At 45.9% G+C, this 17,056-nt stretch carries 20 protein-coding genes; 9 read left to right on the forward strand and 11 right to left on the reverse strand.

Going from position 1 to position 17,056, the window contains the following annotated elements; translation table 11 throughout:
- Nucleotides 1-21 precede the first annotated feature (21 nt).
- The 7 genes from AC3RV5_RS20615 to AC3RV5_RS20645 form a co-directional block, all read right to left on the reverse strand.
- Nucleotides 22-1,512 carry an RNA polymerase factor sigma-54 gene (locus tag AC3RV5_RS20615; protein ID WP_489729444.1) on the reverse strand — a complete coding sequence of 497 codons (1,491 nt, stop codon included), beginning with the start codon at nucleotides 1,510-1,512 and terminating at the stop codon, nucleotides 22-24.
- 130 nt (nucleotides 1,513-1,642) lie between these two features.
- Nucleotides 1,643-2,368 carry an LPS export ABC transporter ATP-binding protein gene (gene lptB, locus AC3RV5_RS20620; RefSeq protein ID WP_489729445.1) on the reverse strand — a complete coding sequence of 242 codons (726 nt, stop codon included), beginning with the start codon at nucleotides 2,366-2,368 and terminating at the stop codon, nucleotides 1,643-1,645.
- Nucleotides 2,368-2,859 carry a lipopolysaccharide transport periplasmic protein LptA gene (lptA, locus tag AC3RV5_RS20625; protein ID WP_489732225.1) on the reverse strand — a complete coding sequence of 164 codons (492 nt, stop codon included), beginning with the start codon at nucleotides 2,857-2,859 and terminating at the stop codon, nucleotides 2,368-2,370. The genes lptB and lptA overlap by 1 nt, the downstream gene beginning before the upstream one ends.
- Nucleotides 2,860-2,899: 40 nt before the next feature.
- On the reverse strand, nucleotides 2,900-3,463 hold the full coding sequence (gene lptC, locus AC3RV5_RS20630) for an LPS export ABC transporter periplasmic protein LptC (protein WP_489729446.1): 564 nt from the start codon (nucleotides 3,461-3,463) through the stop codon (nucleotides 2,900-2,902).
- Complete coding sequence (gene kdsC, locus AC3RV5_RS20635) at nucleotides 3,460-4,014, reverse strand: 3-deoxy-manno-octulosonate-8-phosphatase KdsC (protein WP_489729447.1); 555 nt, start codon at nucleotides 4,012-4,014, stop codon at nucleotides 3,460-3,462. The genes lptC and kdsC overlap by 4 nt, the downstream gene beginning before the upstream one ends.
- Nucleotides 4,014-4,985, reverse strand: a complete 972-nt coding sequence (locus AC3RV5_RS20640) for a KpsF/GutQ family sugar-phosphate isomerase (protein WP_489729448.1) — start codon at nucleotides 4,983-4,985, stop codon at nucleotides 4,014-4,016. Before AC3RV5_RS20640 ends, kdsC begins: the two co-directional genes overlap by 1 nt.
- A gap of 3 nt (nucleotides 4,986-4,988) precedes the next feature.
- Nucleotides 4,989-5,951, reverse strand: a complete 963-nt coding sequence (locus tag AC3RV5_RS20645) for a calcium/sodium antiporter (RefSeq protein WP_489729449.1) — start codon at nucleotides 5,949-5,951, stop codon at nucleotides 4,989-4,991.
- A gap of 277 nt (nucleotides 5,952-6,228) precedes the next feature.
- Between AC3RV5_RS20645 and AC3RV5_RS20650 the strand changes: the two genes are divergently transcribed.
- From AC3RV5_RS20650 to murA, 7 genes are all read left to right on the forward strand, one after another.
- Nucleotides 6,229-7,026 carry an ATP-binding cassette domain-containing protein gene (locus AC3RV5_RS20650; protein WP_489729450.1) on the forward strand — a complete coding sequence of 266 codons (798 nt, stop codon included), beginning with the start codon at nucleotides 6,229-6,231 and terminating at the stop codon, nucleotides 7,024-7,026.
- Nucleotides 7,026-7,805 (forward strand): lipid asymmetry maintenance ABC transporter permease subunit MlaE, encoded by a 780-nt coding sequence (gene mlaE, locus AC3RV5_RS20655; protein WP_489729451.1) that lies wholly within the window; start codon nucleotides 7,026-7,028, stop codon nucleotides 7,803-7,805. The genes AC3RV5_RS20650 and mlaE overlap by 1 nt, the downstream gene beginning before the upstream one ends.
- A gap of 11 nt (nucleotides 7,806-7,816) precedes the next feature.
- Nucleotides 7,817-8,281 (forward strand): outer membrane lipid asymmetry maintenance protein MlaD, encoded by a 465-nt coding sequence (mlaD, locus tag AC3RV5_RS20660; protein ID WP_489729452.1) that lies wholly within the window; start codon nucleotides 7,817-7,819, stop codon nucleotides 8,279-8,281.
- 32 nt (nucleotides 8,282-8,313) lie between these two features.
- Nucleotides 8,314-8,955: an MlaC/ttg2D family ABC transporter substrate-binding protein gene (locus AC3RV5_RS20665; protein WP_489729453.1), complete on the forward strand. Its 642-nt coding sequence runs from the start codon at nucleotides 8,314-8,316 to the stop codon at nucleotides 8,953-8,955.
- Nucleotides 8,956-9,273, forward strand: coding sequence for an STAS domain-containing protein (locus AC3RV5_RS20670; RefSeq protein WP_489729454.1), 318 nt, complete (start codon nucleotides 8,956-8,958; stop codon nucleotides 9,271-9,273).
- A gap of 27 nt (nucleotides 9,274-9,300) precedes the next feature.
- The gene (locus AC3RV5_RS20675; RefSeq protein WP_489729455.1) at nucleotides 9,301-9,558 is read left to right on the forward strand and encodes a BolA family protein; all 258 of its coding nucleotides are present in this window, start codon (nucleotides 9,301-9,303) and stop codon (nucleotides 9,556-9,558) included.
- Between the two features lie 70 nt (nucleotides 9,559-9,628).
- The gene (gene murA, locus AC3RV5_RS20680; protein ID WP_489729456.1) at nucleotides 9,629-10,888 is read left to right on the forward strand and encodes a UDP-N-acetylglucosamine 1-carboxyvinyltransferase; all 1,260 of its coding nucleotides are present in this window, start codon (nucleotides 9,629-9,631) and stop codon (nucleotides 10,886-10,888) included.
- Between the two features lie 39 nt (nucleotides 10,889-10,927).
- Here the strand turns inward: murA and AC3RV5_RS20685 are convergent, their stop codons facing one another.
- From AC3RV5_RS20685 to AC3RV5_RS20695, 3 genes are all read right to left on the reverse strand, one after another.
- Nucleotides 10,928-11,992: a trypsin-like peptidase domain-containing protein gene (locus tag AC3RV5_RS20685; RefSeq protein ID WP_489729457.1), complete on the reverse strand. Its 1,065-nt coding sequence runs from the start codon at nucleotides 11,990-11,992 to the stop codon at nucleotides 10,928-10,930.
- Between the two features lie 103 nt (nucleotides 11,993-12,095).
- Entirely contained in the window at nucleotides 12,096-13,460 is a 1,365-nt protein-coding gene (locus AC3RV5_RS20690) for a DegQ family serine endoprotease (RefSeq protein WP_489729458.1), read from the reverse strand.
- Nucleotides 13,461-13,552: 92 nt separating this feature from the next.
- Complete coding sequence (locus AC3RV5_RS20695; RefSeq protein ID WP_489729459.1) at nucleotides 13,553-13,993, reverse strand: ZapG family protein; 441 nt, start codon at nucleotides 13,991-13,993, stop codon at nucleotides 13,553-13,555.
- Between the two features lie 263 nt (nucleotides 13,994-14,256).
- On the opposite strand from AC3RV5_RS20695, the gene zapE reads away from it, so the two are divergent.
- Both zapE and AC3RV5_RS20705 read left to right on the forward strand, forming a co-directional pair.
- The gene (zapE, locus tag AC3RV5_RS20700) at nucleotides 14,257-15,363 is read left to right on the forward strand and encodes a cell division protein ZapE (RefSeq protein ID WP_489729460.1); all 1,107 of its coding nucleotides are present in this window, start codon (nucleotides 14,257-14,259) and stop codon (nucleotides 15,361-15,363) included.
- Between the two features lie 115 nt (nucleotides 15,364-15,478).
- Nucleotides 15,479-16,219 (forward strand): YebC/PmpR family DNA-binding transcriptional regulator, encoded by a 741-nt coding sequence (locus AC3RV5_RS20705; RefSeq protein ID WP_489729461.1) that lies wholly within the window; start codon nucleotides 15,479-15,481, stop codon nucleotides 16,217-16,219.
- A gap of 98 nt (nucleotides 16,220-16,317) precedes the next feature.
- On the opposite strand, the gene AC3RV5_RS20710 is transcribed toward AC3RV5_RS20705, so the two are convergent.
- Nucleotides 16,318-16,923 carry a short chain dehydrogenase gene (locus AC3RV5_RS20710; protein WP_489729462.1) on the reverse strand — a complete coding sequence of 202 codons (606 nt, stop codon included), beginning with the start codon at nucleotides 16,921-16,923 and terminating at the stop codon, nucleotides 16,318-16,320.
- Between the last annotated feature and the right edge of the window lie 133 nt (nucleotides 16,924-17,056).

The following is a 17,056-nucleotide window of genomic DNA, read 5'->3' on the forward strand; positions in this document are numbered from 1 at the left end:
CCTCTTCCTTCTACAATCAGTCTAAAAAAGACTTTTACGTTGGTTAGACGGGGGTATCAATAAAGACTCCCGATATTTTGCTATTGTTCGCCTTGCAACCATAATACCTTGATCGGCCAACAATTGAGCAATCTTGCTATCACTTAACGGTTTGCTGGGTTTCTCTGCAGCCACCAGTTTTTTGATTAATGCACGTATCGCCGTAGATGAACATTCACCGCCTGTTTCGGTCGCCACATGACTGGAAAAGAAATACTTGAGCTCGAAAATACCCCTGGGAGTATGCATATATTTCTTGGTAGTCACCCGGGAAATAGTTGATTCGTGCATCTCGACCATTTCGGCAACATCGTTAAGCACCATAGGTTTCATCATTTCCGGGCCGTGTTCGAAGAAACCCATTTGCTGCTGCACGATACAATTGGAGACTTTCAGCAAGGTTTCATTACGGCTTTCCACACTCTTGATAAACCATTTTGCCTCTTGCATATGTGAACGGATAAACTGGCTGTCACTGGTGTTTTTCGCATTACGACTCATGGCCGCATATTGTTGATTAACATTCAGCTTGGGTAAACTGTCGGGGTTGAGTTCCACCGTCCAGCGGCCATTCTTTTTCGCCACTGACACATCCGGGATCACATACTCTGCTTCACCTTTAATCAAGGCACTACCTGGCCTCGGATTCAGGGTTTTGAGCAAGCGCATGGCTTCGCGTAATTCTTCTTCCTTGAGCCGGGTTTTGCGCATCAGGGTGCGGTAGTCTTTGCTACCCAATAATTCAGCGTATTCGCCAATCAACATCTTGGCTTCTTCCAGCCAAGGCGTATCCGGGGCAAATTGGCGTAATTGCACCAGTAAACATTCTTGTGGGGTACGTGAGCCTGAACCAACAGGATCGAACATCTGAATACGTTTAAGCACACATTCCACTTCATCCAATTCAATTTCTTCGTCATCCATGCTCAGCAATATGTCTTGTGCACTCATGGTTAAATAGCCGGAGTCATCGATGGAGTCAATAATGGCTGTGGCAATCGCCACGTCCGTCTCACTAAAATGTGTTAACCGCATCTGCCATAACAGATGATCCTGAATATTCTCTATGGTTTCACCCTGAAAAATCTGCTCATCATCCGAACCGCCTCCTGACATGGGGGCGGGTGCCGATGAGGCACTGATATATTCATCCCAAGTACTATCCAGAGGCAAGTCTTCGGGAATATCGCCTTTTTCCAAGGCGTCACCGGCATCGATGCTATCGCTATTGGGATCGGTTACTTCTGAGCCATCGGGTTTATTGGCCGGATCCAGTGAGGCATCACTTAAGGCACTATCACCGGAAGCATTATCGGTGGGCTCTTCGATTTCCAATAAGGGATTGGAATCCAGGGCTTCTTGAATTTCTAGTTGTAAGTCCAGAGTCGAAAGTTGCAACAGGCGAATGGCTTGCTGCAATTGCGGCGTCATGGTCAGTGATTGGCTAAATTTTAATTGTAAAGAGGGTTTCATCTACTTCTGTTTCATATCCGTTGCTAATCGATTAAGAAGCTAATTTGAATGTTAATTAGTAACTGCGTATCTGATTAAGTGACAACCTAGTTGTCGTGACGACTAATCGCGTTTAGGGAGAAAGACTTAACTATAGCCTGAATTGTTCTCCTAGGTATACATCTCTTACACGTTGATCACTTAATACTTCTTCGGCTGTTCCAGAGGCGATTAATTCCCCTTGGCTAACAATATAAGCTTTCTCACATACATCCAAAGTTTCTCTTACATTGTGATCGGTGATCAATACACCAATCCCCCTGTCCCGTAAATGCTGAATTATCTTTTTTATGTCATTGACTGAAATCGGATCCACCCCGGCGAAAGGTTCATCGAGTAAGATAAATTCCGGGTCGGCGGACAGCGCCCTGGCGATCTCAACTCTGCGTCTTTCGCCACCGGATAAACTCATGCCTGTGCTATTGCGGATATGATTGATATTGAACTCGTCCAACAGGGAATCCGCTTGCTGCTCTTGTTGTTCTTTGGTCAACTCCTTGCGGGTTTGCAAGATGGCCATCAAGTTTTGGTAAACCGTCAGTTTACGAAAAATAGAGGCTTCCTGAGGCAAATAGCCTATGCCCAGCCGAGCCCGCATGTGCATGGGCTGTAAGGTTAACTCTTGCTGATCGATAAAAATCTCGCCCTTATCTAAAGGTACCAGACCCACTATCATATAAAAAGTCGTGGTTTTGCCCGCCCCATTTGGCCCCAGTAAGCCGACAATTTGCCCCGTGGACACTTCTAAACTGACATCTCTAACCACTTGTCGAGACTTGTAGGACTTGGCCAAATGTGTGGCTTTCAAGGTTGCCATTAAGGTTTTTTTTCCTTATTAGGTTGAACGGCTGGCTCAGGTTTGACTTTTTGGGGCTTTTTTTCCGGTTGAAAAATGGTAGTCACCCGGCCACTTTCTTCGTTTTCACCCTGTGCCACAATCTGTTCTAAGGCCATATTAAACACTATAGACTCACCTTTAACACTGCTGTTATTTTGTTTCAGTTGAGCAGCGCCATCCAGGGAGAGTGTACGTTTCTCCCGGCGGTAAACAATGCGATTGGCGGAGGCGACTATCTCGCCACCTTGCTCTTGTTGCTGCCTGTATTTGGCTGGTGTACCTGTCGCAATAAAAATTTCCTTGCCTTCACCCTGACTAGCGTCCACTTCGACTTCGTCAGCATACAGATGCAAACTTCCCTGGTTAATATGCACATCTTCGCGGAACACTGACTTTTTGGTGATCCCATCGCCAAATTGATATTTTGAGTCCACTTTTATGGCCTGAGAAAAATCATCCTTGCCGGCCATACTGGCGGTGGAAAAGATCAGTATGCCCAATGCCCAGGAGTTAAGGACGAGGTTGATAAACGGTTTGAACATGGTTTAGTAGCTCGTATTGTTGAGTGGTTAGGTTAGCCGTAAAGCCGTTACTGTTGATCACATAATGTTGACCATAAATTTGCACCGGCTGATCGGATTGTATGGTTTTATCCAACAAATCAACCTCCATAAATTCAGTGCGAATTATCCTGGCGAAACCTTGCTCATCCTGGTTGCGGATCTCCACACTGTTTTCCAATTGGATGCGATTGGTATCGTACAGTGTGCCTTCATTGGCCGATACCTGCCAGGGTGTTTGCTGAGTGGTCACAAATATGGTGTATTGAGGCTGTTTGAACAAGGTAAAGCCCAGCAACTCAAAATGTTCCATTTTACTGGCAAACACCTGATGACTAATATTGCCTTGTGCATTAAAAAGGGTACTCAACATTTCACTGGCCTGGTAGTTGGGTTGCCAGGCGGTTTCCGTTTCCGTCAGCGGTATGTTCTCTTCCTCGGACAGCCACTGGGGCAAATTGGTTGCCACCACTAATATAAACAGTAACCCAATACTCAACGTTACTCTGTTCATGAACTAGTTCCGTGAGTTTTATTGATTTGTCCTTTAGCATGCAATATCAGATCACACACCTCACGCACTGCCCCTTTTCCACCGCCAAGCTGAGTCACATACAACGCGCTTTTCTGCACAAATGGGTGTGCATCTGCCACAGCTATGCTCACACCAGCCAGGTTAAACATGCCAATGTCTGGCATATCATCACCTATAGCGGCGGTCGCATCTTTTGAAATACTCAGCGCGCCCTGCAATGCCTCAAGGGCCTGGTGTTTTTCTTCGCAGCCCTGAATGATATGTTGTACTCCGAGGGACGTCATGCGCTGATCCACGATATTGGAACGACGGCCAGTGATAACGGCAACCTGTATACCTATATTCACCAAGGCTTTAACCCCGTATCCATCCCGGGTGTGAAAAGCTTTTAATTCTTCGCCGTTGTTGCCTAAATAAATACGACCATCGGAAAATACCCCGTCTACATCACACACTAACAACTTGAGACGGGAGAACCTGTCCATTATGGTTTTGGGTTTAGGTCCGTAAAGGGTATTGATTTCTCCCATCAGATCACTCCTGCGGATAATAATACCTGCATATTAATAGCACCGATAGGATGGTTATTATCATCCACTACAAACAGTGAGTTTATTTTACGATGTTGCATGATATTCAAAACTTCCGCCGCCAGGGTTTCTTGTCTGGCGGTAATGCTATTGGCGGTCATCACCGCCTGAATTTGCACACTGTGCACGTCAATTCTGGCGTCCAGTACCCGACGTAAATCACCATCGGTAAAAATACCTAACAAACGGCCATCCTGGTCGACAACGCCGGCCATACCCAAGCCTTTGCGCGAGATTTCCAGCAATGCCTCACTCAGGGTCTGCTCAGGCGCAACCAAAGGTAATTGGCCGCCTCGGTACATAATGTCCTCTAATTTGAGCAACAATTTACGCCCCAATGCCCCTCCGGGATGGGATAAAGCAAAGTCGTCCGGCGTAAAACCTCTGGCATCCAACAAAGCAATGGCCAATGCATCTCCCATCACTAAGGTAGCCGTGGTACTGGCGGTGGGAGCCAGGCCCAAAGAACAGGCCTCCTGCTCGACTTTAATGCACAAGTTGACATCGGCATATCTGCCTAGGGAACTCTGATTATTATTGGACATGGCGATGATAGGAACCCCCAGCCGTTTGACCACAGGCAACAACGCCAATAACTCGGAAGTTTCCCCTGAATTGGAGATGGCCAGCAACACATCTTGTTCGGTCAACATACCTAGGTCCCCGTGATTAGCTTCCGCCGGGTGCATGAAAAATGCGGGGGTACCTGTACTAGCAAAAGTCGCCGAAATTTTGTGGCCAATATGTCCTGACTTGCCCATGCCACAAACCACTACCTTGCCCTTACAACTCATGAGCAGTTCACAGGCCGCAACAAAGTTATGATCAATATATTGCGCCAGATGTTCGATGGCCTGTTGCTCAATGGCCAACACCCTTAACCCTGACTGCTGATAATCGCTTGGGATCATAGTTTACCTTGTACTAAAAACAATAAATTGATAGGCGGCAAAACAAGCCAGCAAGATTACCGCTTCCCAACGATTAATGCGCCGACTGCCACGCAAATTAAAACTAAAGACTATTAATAATACAGTTACGCCCAACATCACATAAATGTCTCGCCCGGCAGCGTCAGGGTCCACACGCCCTGCAGAAATTAAACCCGGCATCGCCATTACGGCCAAAATATTAAAGATGTTGGAGCCAATAATGTTACCCAGAGCCAAATCATCTTCGCCTTTTAACACCCCGGCCACACTCGCCGCCAACTCAGGCAAACTGGTGCCTATGGCGATGATCGTCAGACCGATGACCAAATCACTTAAACCAAAATGATGAGCGATAATGACCGCTGAATCCACCATAAAATGCGCACTTAAGGGTAAAAGCACCAGCCCAACCAGTAACCAAATAATGGCGTTTTTAGTCGGTACATTAGAGGGGATTTCGCTGATGGTCTCAGATTCCAGGGGATCCCCTTTTTCCATGTGATAGGACATCCAGGCCAAACCGGCAATACTAATAAAAAACAACACAATCAGCACTAAGCCTTCGTTTAAGGACAGATACAGATCAGACAGGATATAAGTGGCTAACAAAGACACCAGCAACAACACCGGCATTTCGCGTTTCAAGGTCGTTGACGCTATAGATAGTGGTTTAAGTAAGGCTGTCAGACCCAAAACCAGCGCGATGTTAGTAATGTTGGAACCAATGGCATTACCTACGGCGGTGTCAATATTGCCGTTAAAGGATGCTGTGGCCGAGACCATAATTTCTGGCGCAGACGAGCCCATAGCCACTATGGTTAAGCCGATGATCATCGGCGAAATCCCGATATTTTTAGCAAAGGCCGATGCGCCGTAAACAAATCTGTCGGCCCCCCAACTGAGAATAATTAACCACAACAGAAAAAATAACGCTTCAACTATCACAAATACTCTCTTGTTTTTAACTCGATGGCTAATTGTCGCAAAAAGCACTGCCTTTGCCTATGCCCTTAGCGTACAAATAAAAATGAACTTTTTTGCCTTGATATCGGGTCTTTACCCACGACCTAATGTGATATTAAGATTAATTCTAATTTTTCGAATATACCTTGTTACTTTTTGTCTTTGAGCTTTGCTCTTGAAAAAACGTATAATGTGCTCATCTTCATAGACTTGGTCTGACAGCCAACATTAATCATTTGTTAGGAAACCATCGACCTCAATGGAAAATTTGGTAGAAATAGATAATTTAACCTTCTCTCGCAGTGGACGCGTGCTCTACGACGATATCTCCTTGCGTATAATAAAAGGTAAAACTACCGCTATCATGGGCCCAAGTGGTATTGGTAAAACCACCATGTTACGTCTGATCGGTGGACAATTACGCCCAGACAGTGGAGACATAAGGTTTAAAGGTGAGTCAGTTCAGTCCATGCGCCGCAACCGATTGTTTACCGTACGCCGTCAAATGAGCATGTTATTTCAAAGCGGTGCCTTGTTCACTGACATGTCGGTTTATGACAATATTGCGTTTCCCCTGAGGGAGCACACTAAGCTGTCAGAAGAGGTGATCAGCACCATAGTGCTGTTAAAACTGCAGGCCGTGGGGTTGCGCGGTGCGGCGAATATGATGCCAGCTGAACTATCGGGAGGCATGGCACGCAGGGCTGCCTTGGCTCGGGCCATTGCGTTGGATCCTGAAATGATCATGTACGACGAGCCCTTTGCCGGGCAAGATCCCATTTCCATGGGGGTGTTGGTTAAACTGATAAAAGCGTTAAACGACGCCCTGCAACTAACCAGTGTCGTGGTCACCCATGATGTTACCGAAGTGATGACGATCGCGGATTATATTTATATTCTGGCGGAAAAGAAGGTCATCGGCAGTGGCACCCCCAAAGAGATTAGAAACAGCGATTCTCCCTTGGTGCAACAGTTCTTGCAAGGTCAGGCCGATGGACCTGTACCCTTTCATTATCCTGCAGACAGTTTGCAAGAATCCTTTATGGGGACAATTTGATGCAATGGTTGGCAGATATAGGCCACAATACGCTGGGGAAAACCGGCGCCTGTGGTAGAGCATTGTTGATGTTACTTGGGGCCATTATAGCCAAACCCCAGTTGCTTAAAAATACCCCATTAACTATTCGGCAAATATACGTGGTAGGGGTGCAATCCCTGTTGATAATTGTCGTATCAGGCTTATTCATTGGCATGGTCATGGCACTACAGGGATACACCATACTGGTTAGCTACGGCGCCGAGGGGAGTTTAGGCCCAATGGTAGCCTTGTCCTTGTTGAGAGAATTGGGACCCGTGGTCACGGCCTTATTGTTTGCAGGGCGAGCGGGTTCTGCCTTAACTGCTGAAATAGGGTTAATGAAGGCCACCGAACAAATAAGCAGCCTGGAGATGATGGCCATAGACCCACTGCGTAGAATCGTCGCCCCAAGATTATGGGCAGGGATCATTTCCATGCCTATGCTGGCGTTGATTTTCAGTGCTGTAGGCATACTTGGCGGTTATGCCGTAGGGGTTGAGTGGTTAGGGGTGGATTCCGGCAGCTATTGGTCAATCATGCAATCGTCTGTGGATTGGAACAAAGACGTAGTCAACGGCATTATAAAGACATTTGTCTTTGCCTTTGTCATCACCTGGATCGCCATATTTAAAGGCTATGACGCAATACCAACCTCGGAAGGGATTAGCAAGGCAACCACTGAAACCGTGGTATTTTCATCTTTGGCGGTCTTAGGTTTGGATTTCATTTTAACCGCATTAATGTTTGGTATTGAGTAGGAGTAAAAAAAATGACGTCACGGAAAGTTGAAATTCTGGTAGGTTTATTTGTGGTATTGACTGTCGCCGCTGGGATGATGTTGGCATTAAAGGTCGTCAATCAGGGCATGTCTGGACAATCTGAAACGTACACTTTGTACGCCAAATTTGACAATGTAGGCGGTTTAAAGCCCCGCTCCGCTGTTAAAGTGGGAGGCGTTACGGTGGGCCGGGTAGCCAGTATTAAACTGGACACCGAAGGTTTTACCCCTGTTGTAGCGCTGAGTATATCCAAAGATTACAACCAGTTCCCAGAAACAAGCTCAGTATCTATCTTGACTTCAGGGTTGCTTGGTGAACAATATATCGGCTTTCAGCCTGGCTTTAGTATCGAGGGTATTGAAGATTTGCGTGATGGGGATTTTATTTCTGATACAAAATCTGCACTGGTGCTGGAAGACTTGATCGGCCAGTTCCTGTTTAGCAAAGGCAACTAATTTATATTTCACATAGGCATCGAGTTAACACAATGAAAAATTTTACAAAAATTCTATTGGTAGCAGTATTTATTTTTACTGGCAGCGCACAAGCGGTAAGTGAAGAGAATCCTTACCAGTTGTTGCAAGATGTAGCGACCAAGACATTCGCACGAATTAAACAAGAGCATGGTCAAATCCAAAATAATCCGGAAATGTTAAGAGATGTTATGGAGCAGGAATTACTGCCCTATATTGATTACAATTTTTCCGCGCTAAAAGTACTGGGCAAACATTTCAGAACGGTGCCTAAAGACAAAATTCCAGAGTTTATTCAAGTCTTCCGTCAGTACTTGATCACCACTTATGCCTTGGCCATGACTTATTATACCGGGCAAGAAGTGGTATTTCAGCCAGTACGCGAAGTGGGCAGTGACAATACGGTTACCGTGCGCGCAGCTGTTAAAGAGCCTGGGCGGCCGGACATCAATATCTCGTTTAAGTTGCGTAAAAACAATAAAACAAATGAATGGAAAGCGTACGATATGGTAGCTGAAGGCATTAGTTTGCTGTCCAGCAAACAGAGTGAGTTTGAATCCATATTACGCCAGGACGGTATTCAAAAAGTCATAGATATCATGAAGGAGAAAATTTCCCAGCCTATCACTTTAGAGAAACCAGCAAAGGAAAGCTAAGTGACTGATATTACGGTAAAACAAGCTGAAACTTCCCCGGGGCACTTTATGCTTCAGGGGGCGTTAACCCGGGATACCATCCCCAAATTTTGGCCAGATTGTCTGGCTGAGCTGACGTTGGCGCAGAAAACATCCGATACGCTGAACTTGGATTTAGCGAAAGTTGAGCACACAGATACCGCTGGCTTAGCCTGGTTACTCAACCTGCTGCGCGATGCGAAACAGCAACACGTCACATTTACTCTGAGCAATGTACCGCCAACCTTACTCAATCTGGCTAAAATTAGCGACGTCGAGCCATTTTTACCGTTACAATAGGCCCAAGTTCATCTATTTGAGTACCTAATGCAAAATTCCGACATAGAACAATTATTACAGACCGCCCTTGGATTGACTGAAGTTCATGTCACAGGAGACGGATCCCATTTTCAAGTCATCGCTATCAGCGATCAATTCGGCGATATGAGTCGGGTAAAAAGACAACAATTTGTTTATGCTCCCCTAGCCGAAAAAATTGCTGAAGGTCTGATGCACGCTATTTCCATAAAGACCTTTACCGAACAGCAGTGGAAACGTGAGCGTTTGCTCAATATGCCCCAATAATACCTGTGTTATAGTCGCCACGCCCCCACCCGTAGGTTTCAACCCTAGAATAACCGTAAAGAGTACCCCCATGGATAAATTATCTATCAAAGCCAGCCCGCCCCTTAGCGGTTCAGTGCGTATATCTGGCGCAAAAAATGCGGCGTTACCTATCTTAATGTCGAGTATTCTGGCTGATTCCACTTGTCATTTCGACAACGTGCCTGAACTTAGGGATATCACTACTAGTTTAGCGTTGCTGGCTGAGTTAGGGGCAAAGACCGCACGCACCTCCGGACAGTCCGTGGAGATAGACCCCAGCACTATTGATAATTTCAACGCATCCTATGATCTGGTTAAAACCATGCGCGCCTCCATTTTGGTGCTGGGCCCTCTATTGGCTAAATACGGCGAAGCCAACGTATCCTTGCCTGGCGGTTGTGCTATAGGTGCCCGTCCGGTCAATCTGCATTTACAGGGTCTGGAAAAAATGGGCGCCCAAATAGATGTAGATGCAGGCTACATACGCGCTAAAGTGCATGGGCGTTTGCAGGGCTGCCATATCTTTATGGATATGGTAAGCGTGGGTGCCACCGAAAATCTGATGATGGCAGCCTGTCTGGCTGAAGGCGAGACCGTACTGGAAAATGCTGCCCGGGAACCGGAAATTGTGGATTTAGCTAATTGTCTCAATGCCATGGGCGCAAAAGTCCGTAATGCCGGCAGCGACAAAATTAGTATTCAAGGCGTGTCCAATCTTCACGGCTGCAGATATTCGGTATTACCTGATCGCATTGAAACCGGCACCTTTTTAATCGCCGCAGCAGTAACGGGCGGAAGCATTCGCTGCGAACAAGCTGCCCCCGATACGTTGGATGCGGTACTGGATAAACTGCGTATGGCCGGTGCCACTATCCGCACGGGTGACAACTGGATTGAGCTCGAAATGCAAGGCAAAACTTTGCGCAGTGTCAATATCAAAACCGCGCCCCATCCGGGTTTCCCCACTGACATGCAAGCACAATTTGTGGCCCTGAATTGCTTGGCAGAAGGAACAGGTGTAGTCACCGAGAATATCTTTGAGAACCGCTTTATGCATGTTCCTGAACTACAACGTATGGGCGCAAAAATTGATTTGGAGGCCAATAGTGCCGTGTGTACCGGTAAATCGAGCCTTAAAGGGGCTCAGGTGATGGCTACAGATTTGCGCGCCTCAGCTAGCTTGGTGATAGCAGGACTAGTGGCCGAAGGCGAAACCATAGTGGATAGAATTTATCACCTGGACCGTGGCTATGAACATATTGAAACTAAACTTAATGCTTTGGGTGCCAATATTACCCGTATCAAATAAACAGCCGCTAACAGGAGGCGGATATGGGTCTGGAAATGCCTAATTCATGCTGCCTAGTTCGGCCACAGTCACGGCCAAAGTGACCAGCTTACCATCACGGCTGACTTCCATTTGCAGCACTGTTTCGGGTTTAGTTTCGGCGATATAATCCAAGGTTTGAGTCACGCTATCTGAGGCACGACCATTGATGGTCAGGAGTACATCCCCGGCGCGGATACCGCCCAAATCGGCTGAACTGCCCGGGGTGACACTGGTGATTAATATACCAGAACGCCCGTATACTTCCTGTGCCCCTACGCCCAACTGCCCTCGGGTCACTTTGCCGTTAGCCACAATTTCATCCATGACTTTTTTCGCTAGACCATAGGGTATGGCAAAGGACACACCGTCGACTTCTTTCACTCTGCGCCGACTATCCAGGGTTTTGAAGTTGGCATTGTTGATGCCGATCAGGTAGCCATTACTGTCAATCAGAGCCCCGCCAGAATTACCTTCATTGAGCACCGCATCCATTTGGATAAAGTCAAAATAAGCGGCCAGGCCATTGCGTCCCACTCTGCTGACCACACCTTGGGTGATGGTCTGTCCCAAATTATAAGGGTTACCTATTGCCAGTACCAGATCGCCTACTCTAGTTCCGGGTTCTGGTAGTTGCGGGATAACGTGTAAGTTGTCTTCTAATACCTTAAGTACTGCCAAATCTGTATAAGGGTCATAACCTACTATCTGCGCCTCTGCGCGACGCCCGTCTTGCAAACCAACCAAGATGCTATTGGCATTGGCAATCACGTGCAGGCAAGTCAGGATAAAGCCATCTTCAGTCATGATTACCCCTGAGCCTAAACTAGTGCGCTCCACAGGCTGACTTCTATTGTAAATACTGCCACTTTCGATGGACTGACTGTAGATATTGACCACGGCTGGGCCAGCAAGATTGACCGCGTGATTAAAACTTAATTTTTCAACTGATTGTTTAGATGGACTAAACAGAGATATAGGCATACCGCTGCCTTGCCTAAGATCCGGCACCATAAGCAGTATCACCGCTGAGATGATCGCACCGACCAGTGCCGATTTAATCAGAAAAATAAATGTGTCTTTCACGGGACCCGCTAATAAAGGCTTAATTATCAGGGATTAAGAATACCACTGTAAGATAAAAGTTAATAGCAGCCCGGAGTCCAGGCTACTATTAATTTGTCTAGGGTTAGCGAATAACTAAATACAAGGTAGAAACACCACGTTTCACGTTAAGTGCAATCACGCCTTTGGCTTCTTCGAGAGAATTGCGCAGGTCGATAACATTATCGATTTTATTGCGATTCACCCCAATGATCACATCGCCATCTTGCAAACCAATTAAGGCTGCAGGTGAGCGCGCAGCGAGCTCGGATACTATCACGCCGTCTACACCCTGCTGGGTTTTACCATTGGTCAATGTGGCACCTTCTAACGCCGGGTGGATCTCTTTAGCCGCCACCGTACTTTCGGTTGCATCCCCTAAGGTCACCTGCACGTCTTTGTGTTTTCCTTTACGTAAAACCACCAAGTCGACCTTGGTACCTGCTCCTTTACTGCCAATCTTAGCTCGTAACTCAAGAAAACTGGCCACAGGTCGTCCGTTAATTTCAATGATAATATCGCCGGCCTGAATACCGCCTTTATCTGCTGCAGAGCCTTCAGATACTTCGCTGACAAACGCCCCCCGACTCACATCCAGGTTCATCGCTTCAGCTAGACCCGAGTCCACATCTTGGCCTAATATCCCCAGCAAGCCACGGCGCACTTCACCAAATTCAATAATTTGATCGATCAGGCTTTTCATCATATTGGATGGAATGGCAAAACCTATACCTACATTGCCACCGTTGGGGCCAAAGATAGCGGTATTGATACCTACCAACTCGCCATTTAAGCTCACCAGGGCTCCCCCTGAGTTACCCCGGTTGATGGCGGCATCGGTCTGAATAAAGTTCTCGTAACCGCCTATATTAAGCCCAGAGCGACCCAATGCACTGACTATACCCGATGTCACTGTCTGGCTCAGACCAAAAGGATTACCTATAGCTACCACAAAATCTCCCACCCGTACCTTATCTGAATCGGCAAGTGGCACAGCCACTAGACTGACAGGGTCGATTTTAAGCAAGGCAATATCACTTTGCTCATCGGCGCCAAGCTTTTTAGCTTTAAGTTCACGTCCATCGTTGAGTTTGACCGTAATTTCATCTGCATTTTCAACAACATGGTTATTGGTTACCACATAACCCTTTTCAGCATCGATGATGACCCCGGAACCCAAACCTCTAAAAGGTCTTTCCTGTAATTGCTCACCATTACCGCCAAAAAAGCGCCGAAACATCTCCGGCACCTGTTGCTTGGACACCTGCGTGCCTTCTACTGAAATAGTCACTATACCTGGCGTGGTTTTTTCCAACATGGGAGCCAGACTGGGTACCGGTTCCTTATCACTAGAGAAGAACGGTAGCGCAGCCTGAGCTGAACTGGCAACGAGAATATTTGCGGCCAAAACACAGCCCATAACCAAAGAACGGTTGATAACTTTACTCATAGTACGACATCTCCATCAATTGCATAAGTCGGAATAAACACAACAAAGACTCACGGCTAATTCGAAAAGTTCCCCCTTCGGCCTAGGACTTATTACTCTGCTTTTTGCTTTTTAGACTCAGCTTCGGTGCCACTAAAAAGACCTGAACCTTGATCCGAAAAATCCAGGGGTTGTACATCGGACGAGTCTCTGTCCCGTGGGATTTTGTTATTCTCCCGTAGTAAAAATGGTGACGCATGCTCGCCAAAATAGCTCAGGTTATCGCTCTGTGAACCACTTTGTTGGCTATTTAACTGTTTTTCGTAAGCGTCCAGTTTATCGTTCAATACTTGATTGTACTGTTGGAATTGCCCGGCAATTTTACGCGTTTCGTGTACATGAGCCCGGGATTGCTGGGCCATAATATCGCGCAACGTTTGCTCCTTTTGCGACGTCTGTGACGACTCACCTTTACCGTCGTAGACATATTTTGCAACAAAGAAACCAATCACTGAGCCGACTACCAACAACAACACACCTATTAACCAATCCATAACTACTCCAATATTGGGGTCTGCAAAACACACCATTGCATACAAACTGTTAACCTTGCCCACATGATTTTAGGCATAACCACTATGCAAAAATCGAAATTCTATCGGCGGCTAACAGCGCAAATAAAACTAAGAGTTGATATTATACCCCTGCCAAGTATTTATGCGGACAATAAATTTGTATTCAATGCCCTGACCTCACTGTTGTGCAAAGAACTGCAAAATTTATACTATTAATAGTAAACAGGAAGTATGTATTCATTATGTCAGACCCCACCCCATGGCAAAAGTATCAACAAGACCTCAAGGTTAACAATTTTCAGCATGATTTAGCCCAGGAGAAAGCGGTTAAGGAGCTGCAACGCTTGTACGACGATCTCACCCAACCTGAAAAAGAGCCAGGTTGGTGGATAAAACTGCAATTTATTGTAGGTCGGGATATACCTAAAACCAAGATCCAGGGGATCTATTTCTGGGGTGGTGTGGGTCGCGGCAAGACGTATCTGGTGGATACCTTCTACGAGTGCCTGCCGTTTGAACGCAAGTTGCGGATCCATTTTCACCGATTTATGCATCGTGTACATGATGAATTAAAGGGGTTATCAGGACAATCGGACCCATTAAAAATCGTTGCCGCCAATTTTGCCAAACAATATAGGGTTATCTGTTTTGATGAATTTTTTGTGTCGGACATCACGGATGCAATGCTCCTGGGTACCCTGATGCAGGAACTGTTCGCCCATAATATAGTATTGGTGGCTACATCAAATATCGTGCCCGACGATTTGTATCGAAACGGCCTGCAACGCTCGCGTTTTGTTCCCGCAATCGAGCTTATCAAGTTACATACCAACATAGTGAATGTCGACAGTGGCATTGACTACCGTCTGCGTACACTCGAGCAAGCGGAAATTTACCACCACCCCCTGGATCAACAAGCGACCCATAATCTTGAACTGTATTTCCAGCAACTGTCCCCCGAATCGGGTGACCAAAATGGACGTATTTCGGTGCTAGGCAGGCACATCAGCACCCTGCACTGCTCAGATGGCGTGGTTATGTTCGAGTTTAGAGCTTTGTGTGACGGGCCACGTAGCCAGAGTGATTATATGGAAATAAGTCGTTGTTACCATTCGGTGCTGTTAGCAAATGTGGAACAAATGGGCCAGGGGATTGACGATATTGCCAGGCGATTTATCGCCATGGTGGACGAGTTTTATGAGCGTAATGTCAAACTGATTATGTCTGCCCAGGTGCCGTTAGAAGAACTTTATACCCAGGGCACTCTCAATTTCGAGTTTCGTCGTTGTTTGAGTCGTCTCAAAGAAATGCAATCTCACGACTATCTGGCGAGCCAACATTTGCCCTAATATTATTGGCTTAAAATGGATAGTCGTCGTAATAGCAAAGGGTTTTGTACAAATCAGTCGTTTATCGGTAAAATCCCCCCTGAAAAATTACCGCATTAATTAAAGAGAAAATTAAATGGGCAGAAAGTTTGAAGTTCGCAAGGTATCCATGGCCAAAACAGCCGGAGCCAAAACCAAAGTCTATTCAAAATACGGCAAAGAAATTTATGTGGTCGCCAAAAATGGCGGGCCCGACCCCCAGGCCAACCTGTCACTACGGCGCCTCATTGAAAAGGCCAAAAAAGATCAGGTTCCCAGCCACGTCATAGATAAAGCGTTAGACAAGGCAGCTGGCGGCGCCGGGGAAGACTTTACCCCAGCACGTTATGAAGGTTTCGGCCCAGGCAGTTGCATGGTGATTGTGGATTGTTTAACCGACAATAATAACCGCACCATCACAGACGTGCGCAACTGCTTTACGAAGACCAATTCAAAAATCGGGGTCGCCGGTACGGTAAGCCACATGTTTGACCATCAAGCCGTATTAGCTTTCAAAGGAGACGATGAAGACGCTGTGCTGGAATTACTCATGGAAGCGGACGTCGATGTAACAGATGTTGAAAGTGAAGATGGGCTGATCACGGTTTTTGCTCCCCATACTGAATATTTCAAAACCAGAACTGCCTTAACGGAAAACGAGCCAGATCTTGAATTCGAGGTGGATGAAATCACCTTTGTTCCGCAAACTGAAACTATTGTTTGTGGCGATGATGTAGAGGTATTCGACAAGTTTATTGACATGCTGGAAGATTGTGACGATGTGCAGGATATTTACCACAATGCCACAGTGGAGCGCCCTGATGATTTGAGTAAATAAGATGTTTAATAGCTATTTAAAGCCCACTTTGACAGGGGGCTTTTTTTGGACATTGAAAAAGGACAATCCTTTCATCGTAGGCTTTTACACTATAAATATTATGCATCAACAAAAATAACTTCGCCGTTAATAAATCCATCTACCGAACGTTCAAAAGCTTTACCTACTAATGTGCTAGGAACAGGCTGAAAACCAGCCATCATTTCACCGTATACATCCCATGCTTCAGCTAATACCGTTGGGTTCACAACATTGATACGAGTATTTCTAGGCATCTCTAAAGAAACTATTTTTACAAAAGTATCAATTGCACCACTTGTAGTTGCATCTGCAATAGCAAATGGAATTGGTTTGGTATTTAAAATACCACTAACCAAGGTAAATGACCCACTATCAGCAATGTACTCTTGACCAATTCGGACTAAATTTATTTGTCCCATCATTTTACTCATCACTGTTGTCATCCACTGTGCTTCAGTCATCTCGGTAAATCTAGCGTATTCACAAAAACCTACAGTATTAACAACAGCATCGAAGTGACCGACTGTTTCATATAAAGATCTTATCGATTGTTCATTGGTAATATCGACAGTATGGTCAACATCACCAGACCGTCCAGCAGTGATAACTTTGTGGTTGCCTAAACCAGTTAATGCCGCTTGACCCATTTTTCCTAAAGCACCGATTAAAATAACTGTTTTCATTTGATTCTCTCTTTTAACTTTTACCAATTTGATTAAATTGATTTGATGGATGAATGTTAAAGGACTTGCTAAACAAATAGAAACAAACACTTATTGTTAGTGATACAAGAAAATTTTGTTATATGCTACATTT

The organism is Paraglaciecola sp. IT1134, from assembly GCF_058068185.1.

What these genes read in the sequence shown, in the direction of transcription:
- AC3RV5_RS20615 (WP_489729444.1), bottom strand. Translation starts at nt 1,512, where the DNA reads ATGAAACCCTCTTTACAATTAAAATTTAGCCAATCACTGACCATGACG.
- lptB (WP_489729445.1), bottom strand. Translation starts at nt 2,368, where the DNA reads ATGGCAACCTTGAAAGCCACACATTTGGCCAAGTCCTACAAGTCTCGA.
- lptA (WP_489732225.1), bottom strand. Translation starts at nt 2,859, where the DNA reads ATGGCCGGCAAGGATGATTTTTCTCAGGCCATAAAAGTGGACTCAAAA.
- lptC (WP_489729446.1), bottom strand. Translation starts at nt 3,463, where the DNA reads ATGAACAGAGTAACGTTGAGTATTGGGTTACTGTTTATATTAGTGGTG.
- kdsC (WP_489729447.1), bottom strand. Translation starts at nt 4,014, where the DNA reads ATGGGAGAAATCAATACCCTTTACGGACCTAAACCCAAAACCATAATG.
- AC3RV5_RS20640 (WP_489729448.1), bottom strand. Translation starts at nt 4,985, where the DNA reads ATGATCCCAAGCGATTATCAGCAGTCAGGGTTAAGGGTGTTGGCCATT.
- AC3RV5_RS20650 (WP_489729450.1), top strand. Translation starts at nt 6,229, where the DNA reads ATGGAAAATTTGGTAGAAATAGATAATTTAACCTTCTCTCGCAGTGGA.
- mlaE (WP_489729451.1), top strand. Translation starts at nt 7,026, where the DNA reads ATGCAATGGTTGGCAGATATAGGCCACAATACGCTGGGGAAAACCGGC.
- mlaD (WP_489729452.1), top strand. Translation starts at nt 7,817, where the DNA reads ATGACGTCACGGAAAGTTGAAATTCTGGTAGGTTTATTTGTGGTATTG.
- AC3RV5_RS20665 (WP_489729453.1), top strand. Translation starts at nt 8,314, where the DNA reads ATGAAAAATTTTACAAAAATTCTATTGGTAGCAGTATTTATTTTTACT.
- AC3RV5_RS20675 (WP_489729455.1), top strand. Translation starts at nt 9,301, where the DNA reads ATGCAAAATTCCGACATAGAACAATTATTACAGACCGCCCTTGGATTG.
- murA (WP_489729456.1), top strand. Translation starts at nt 9,629, where the DNA reads ATGGATAAATTATCTATCAAAGCCAGCCCGCCCCTTAGCGGTTCAGTG.
- AC3RV5_RS20690 (WP_489729458.1), bottom strand. Translation starts at nt 13,460, where the DNA reads ATGAGTAAAGTTATCAACCGTTCTTTGGTTATGGGCTGTGTTTTGGCC.
- AC3RV5_RS20695 (WP_489729459.1), bottom strand. Translation starts at nt 13,993, where the DNA reads ATGGATTGGTTAATAGGTGTGTTGTTGTTGGTAGTCGGCTCAGTGATT.
- zapE (WP_489729460.1), top strand. Translation starts at nt 14,257, where the DNA reads ATGTCAGACCCCACCCCATGGCAAAAGTATCAACAAGACCTCAAGGTT.
- AC3RV5_RS20705 (WP_489729461.1), top strand. Translation starts at nt 15,479, where the DNA reads ATGGGCAGAAAGTTTGAAGTTCGCAAGGTATCCATGGCCAAAACAGCC.
- AC3RV5_RS20710 (WP_489729462.1), bottom strand. Translation starts at nt 16,923, where the DNA reads ATGAAAACAGTTATTTTAATCGGTGCTTTAGGAAAAATGGGTCAAGCG.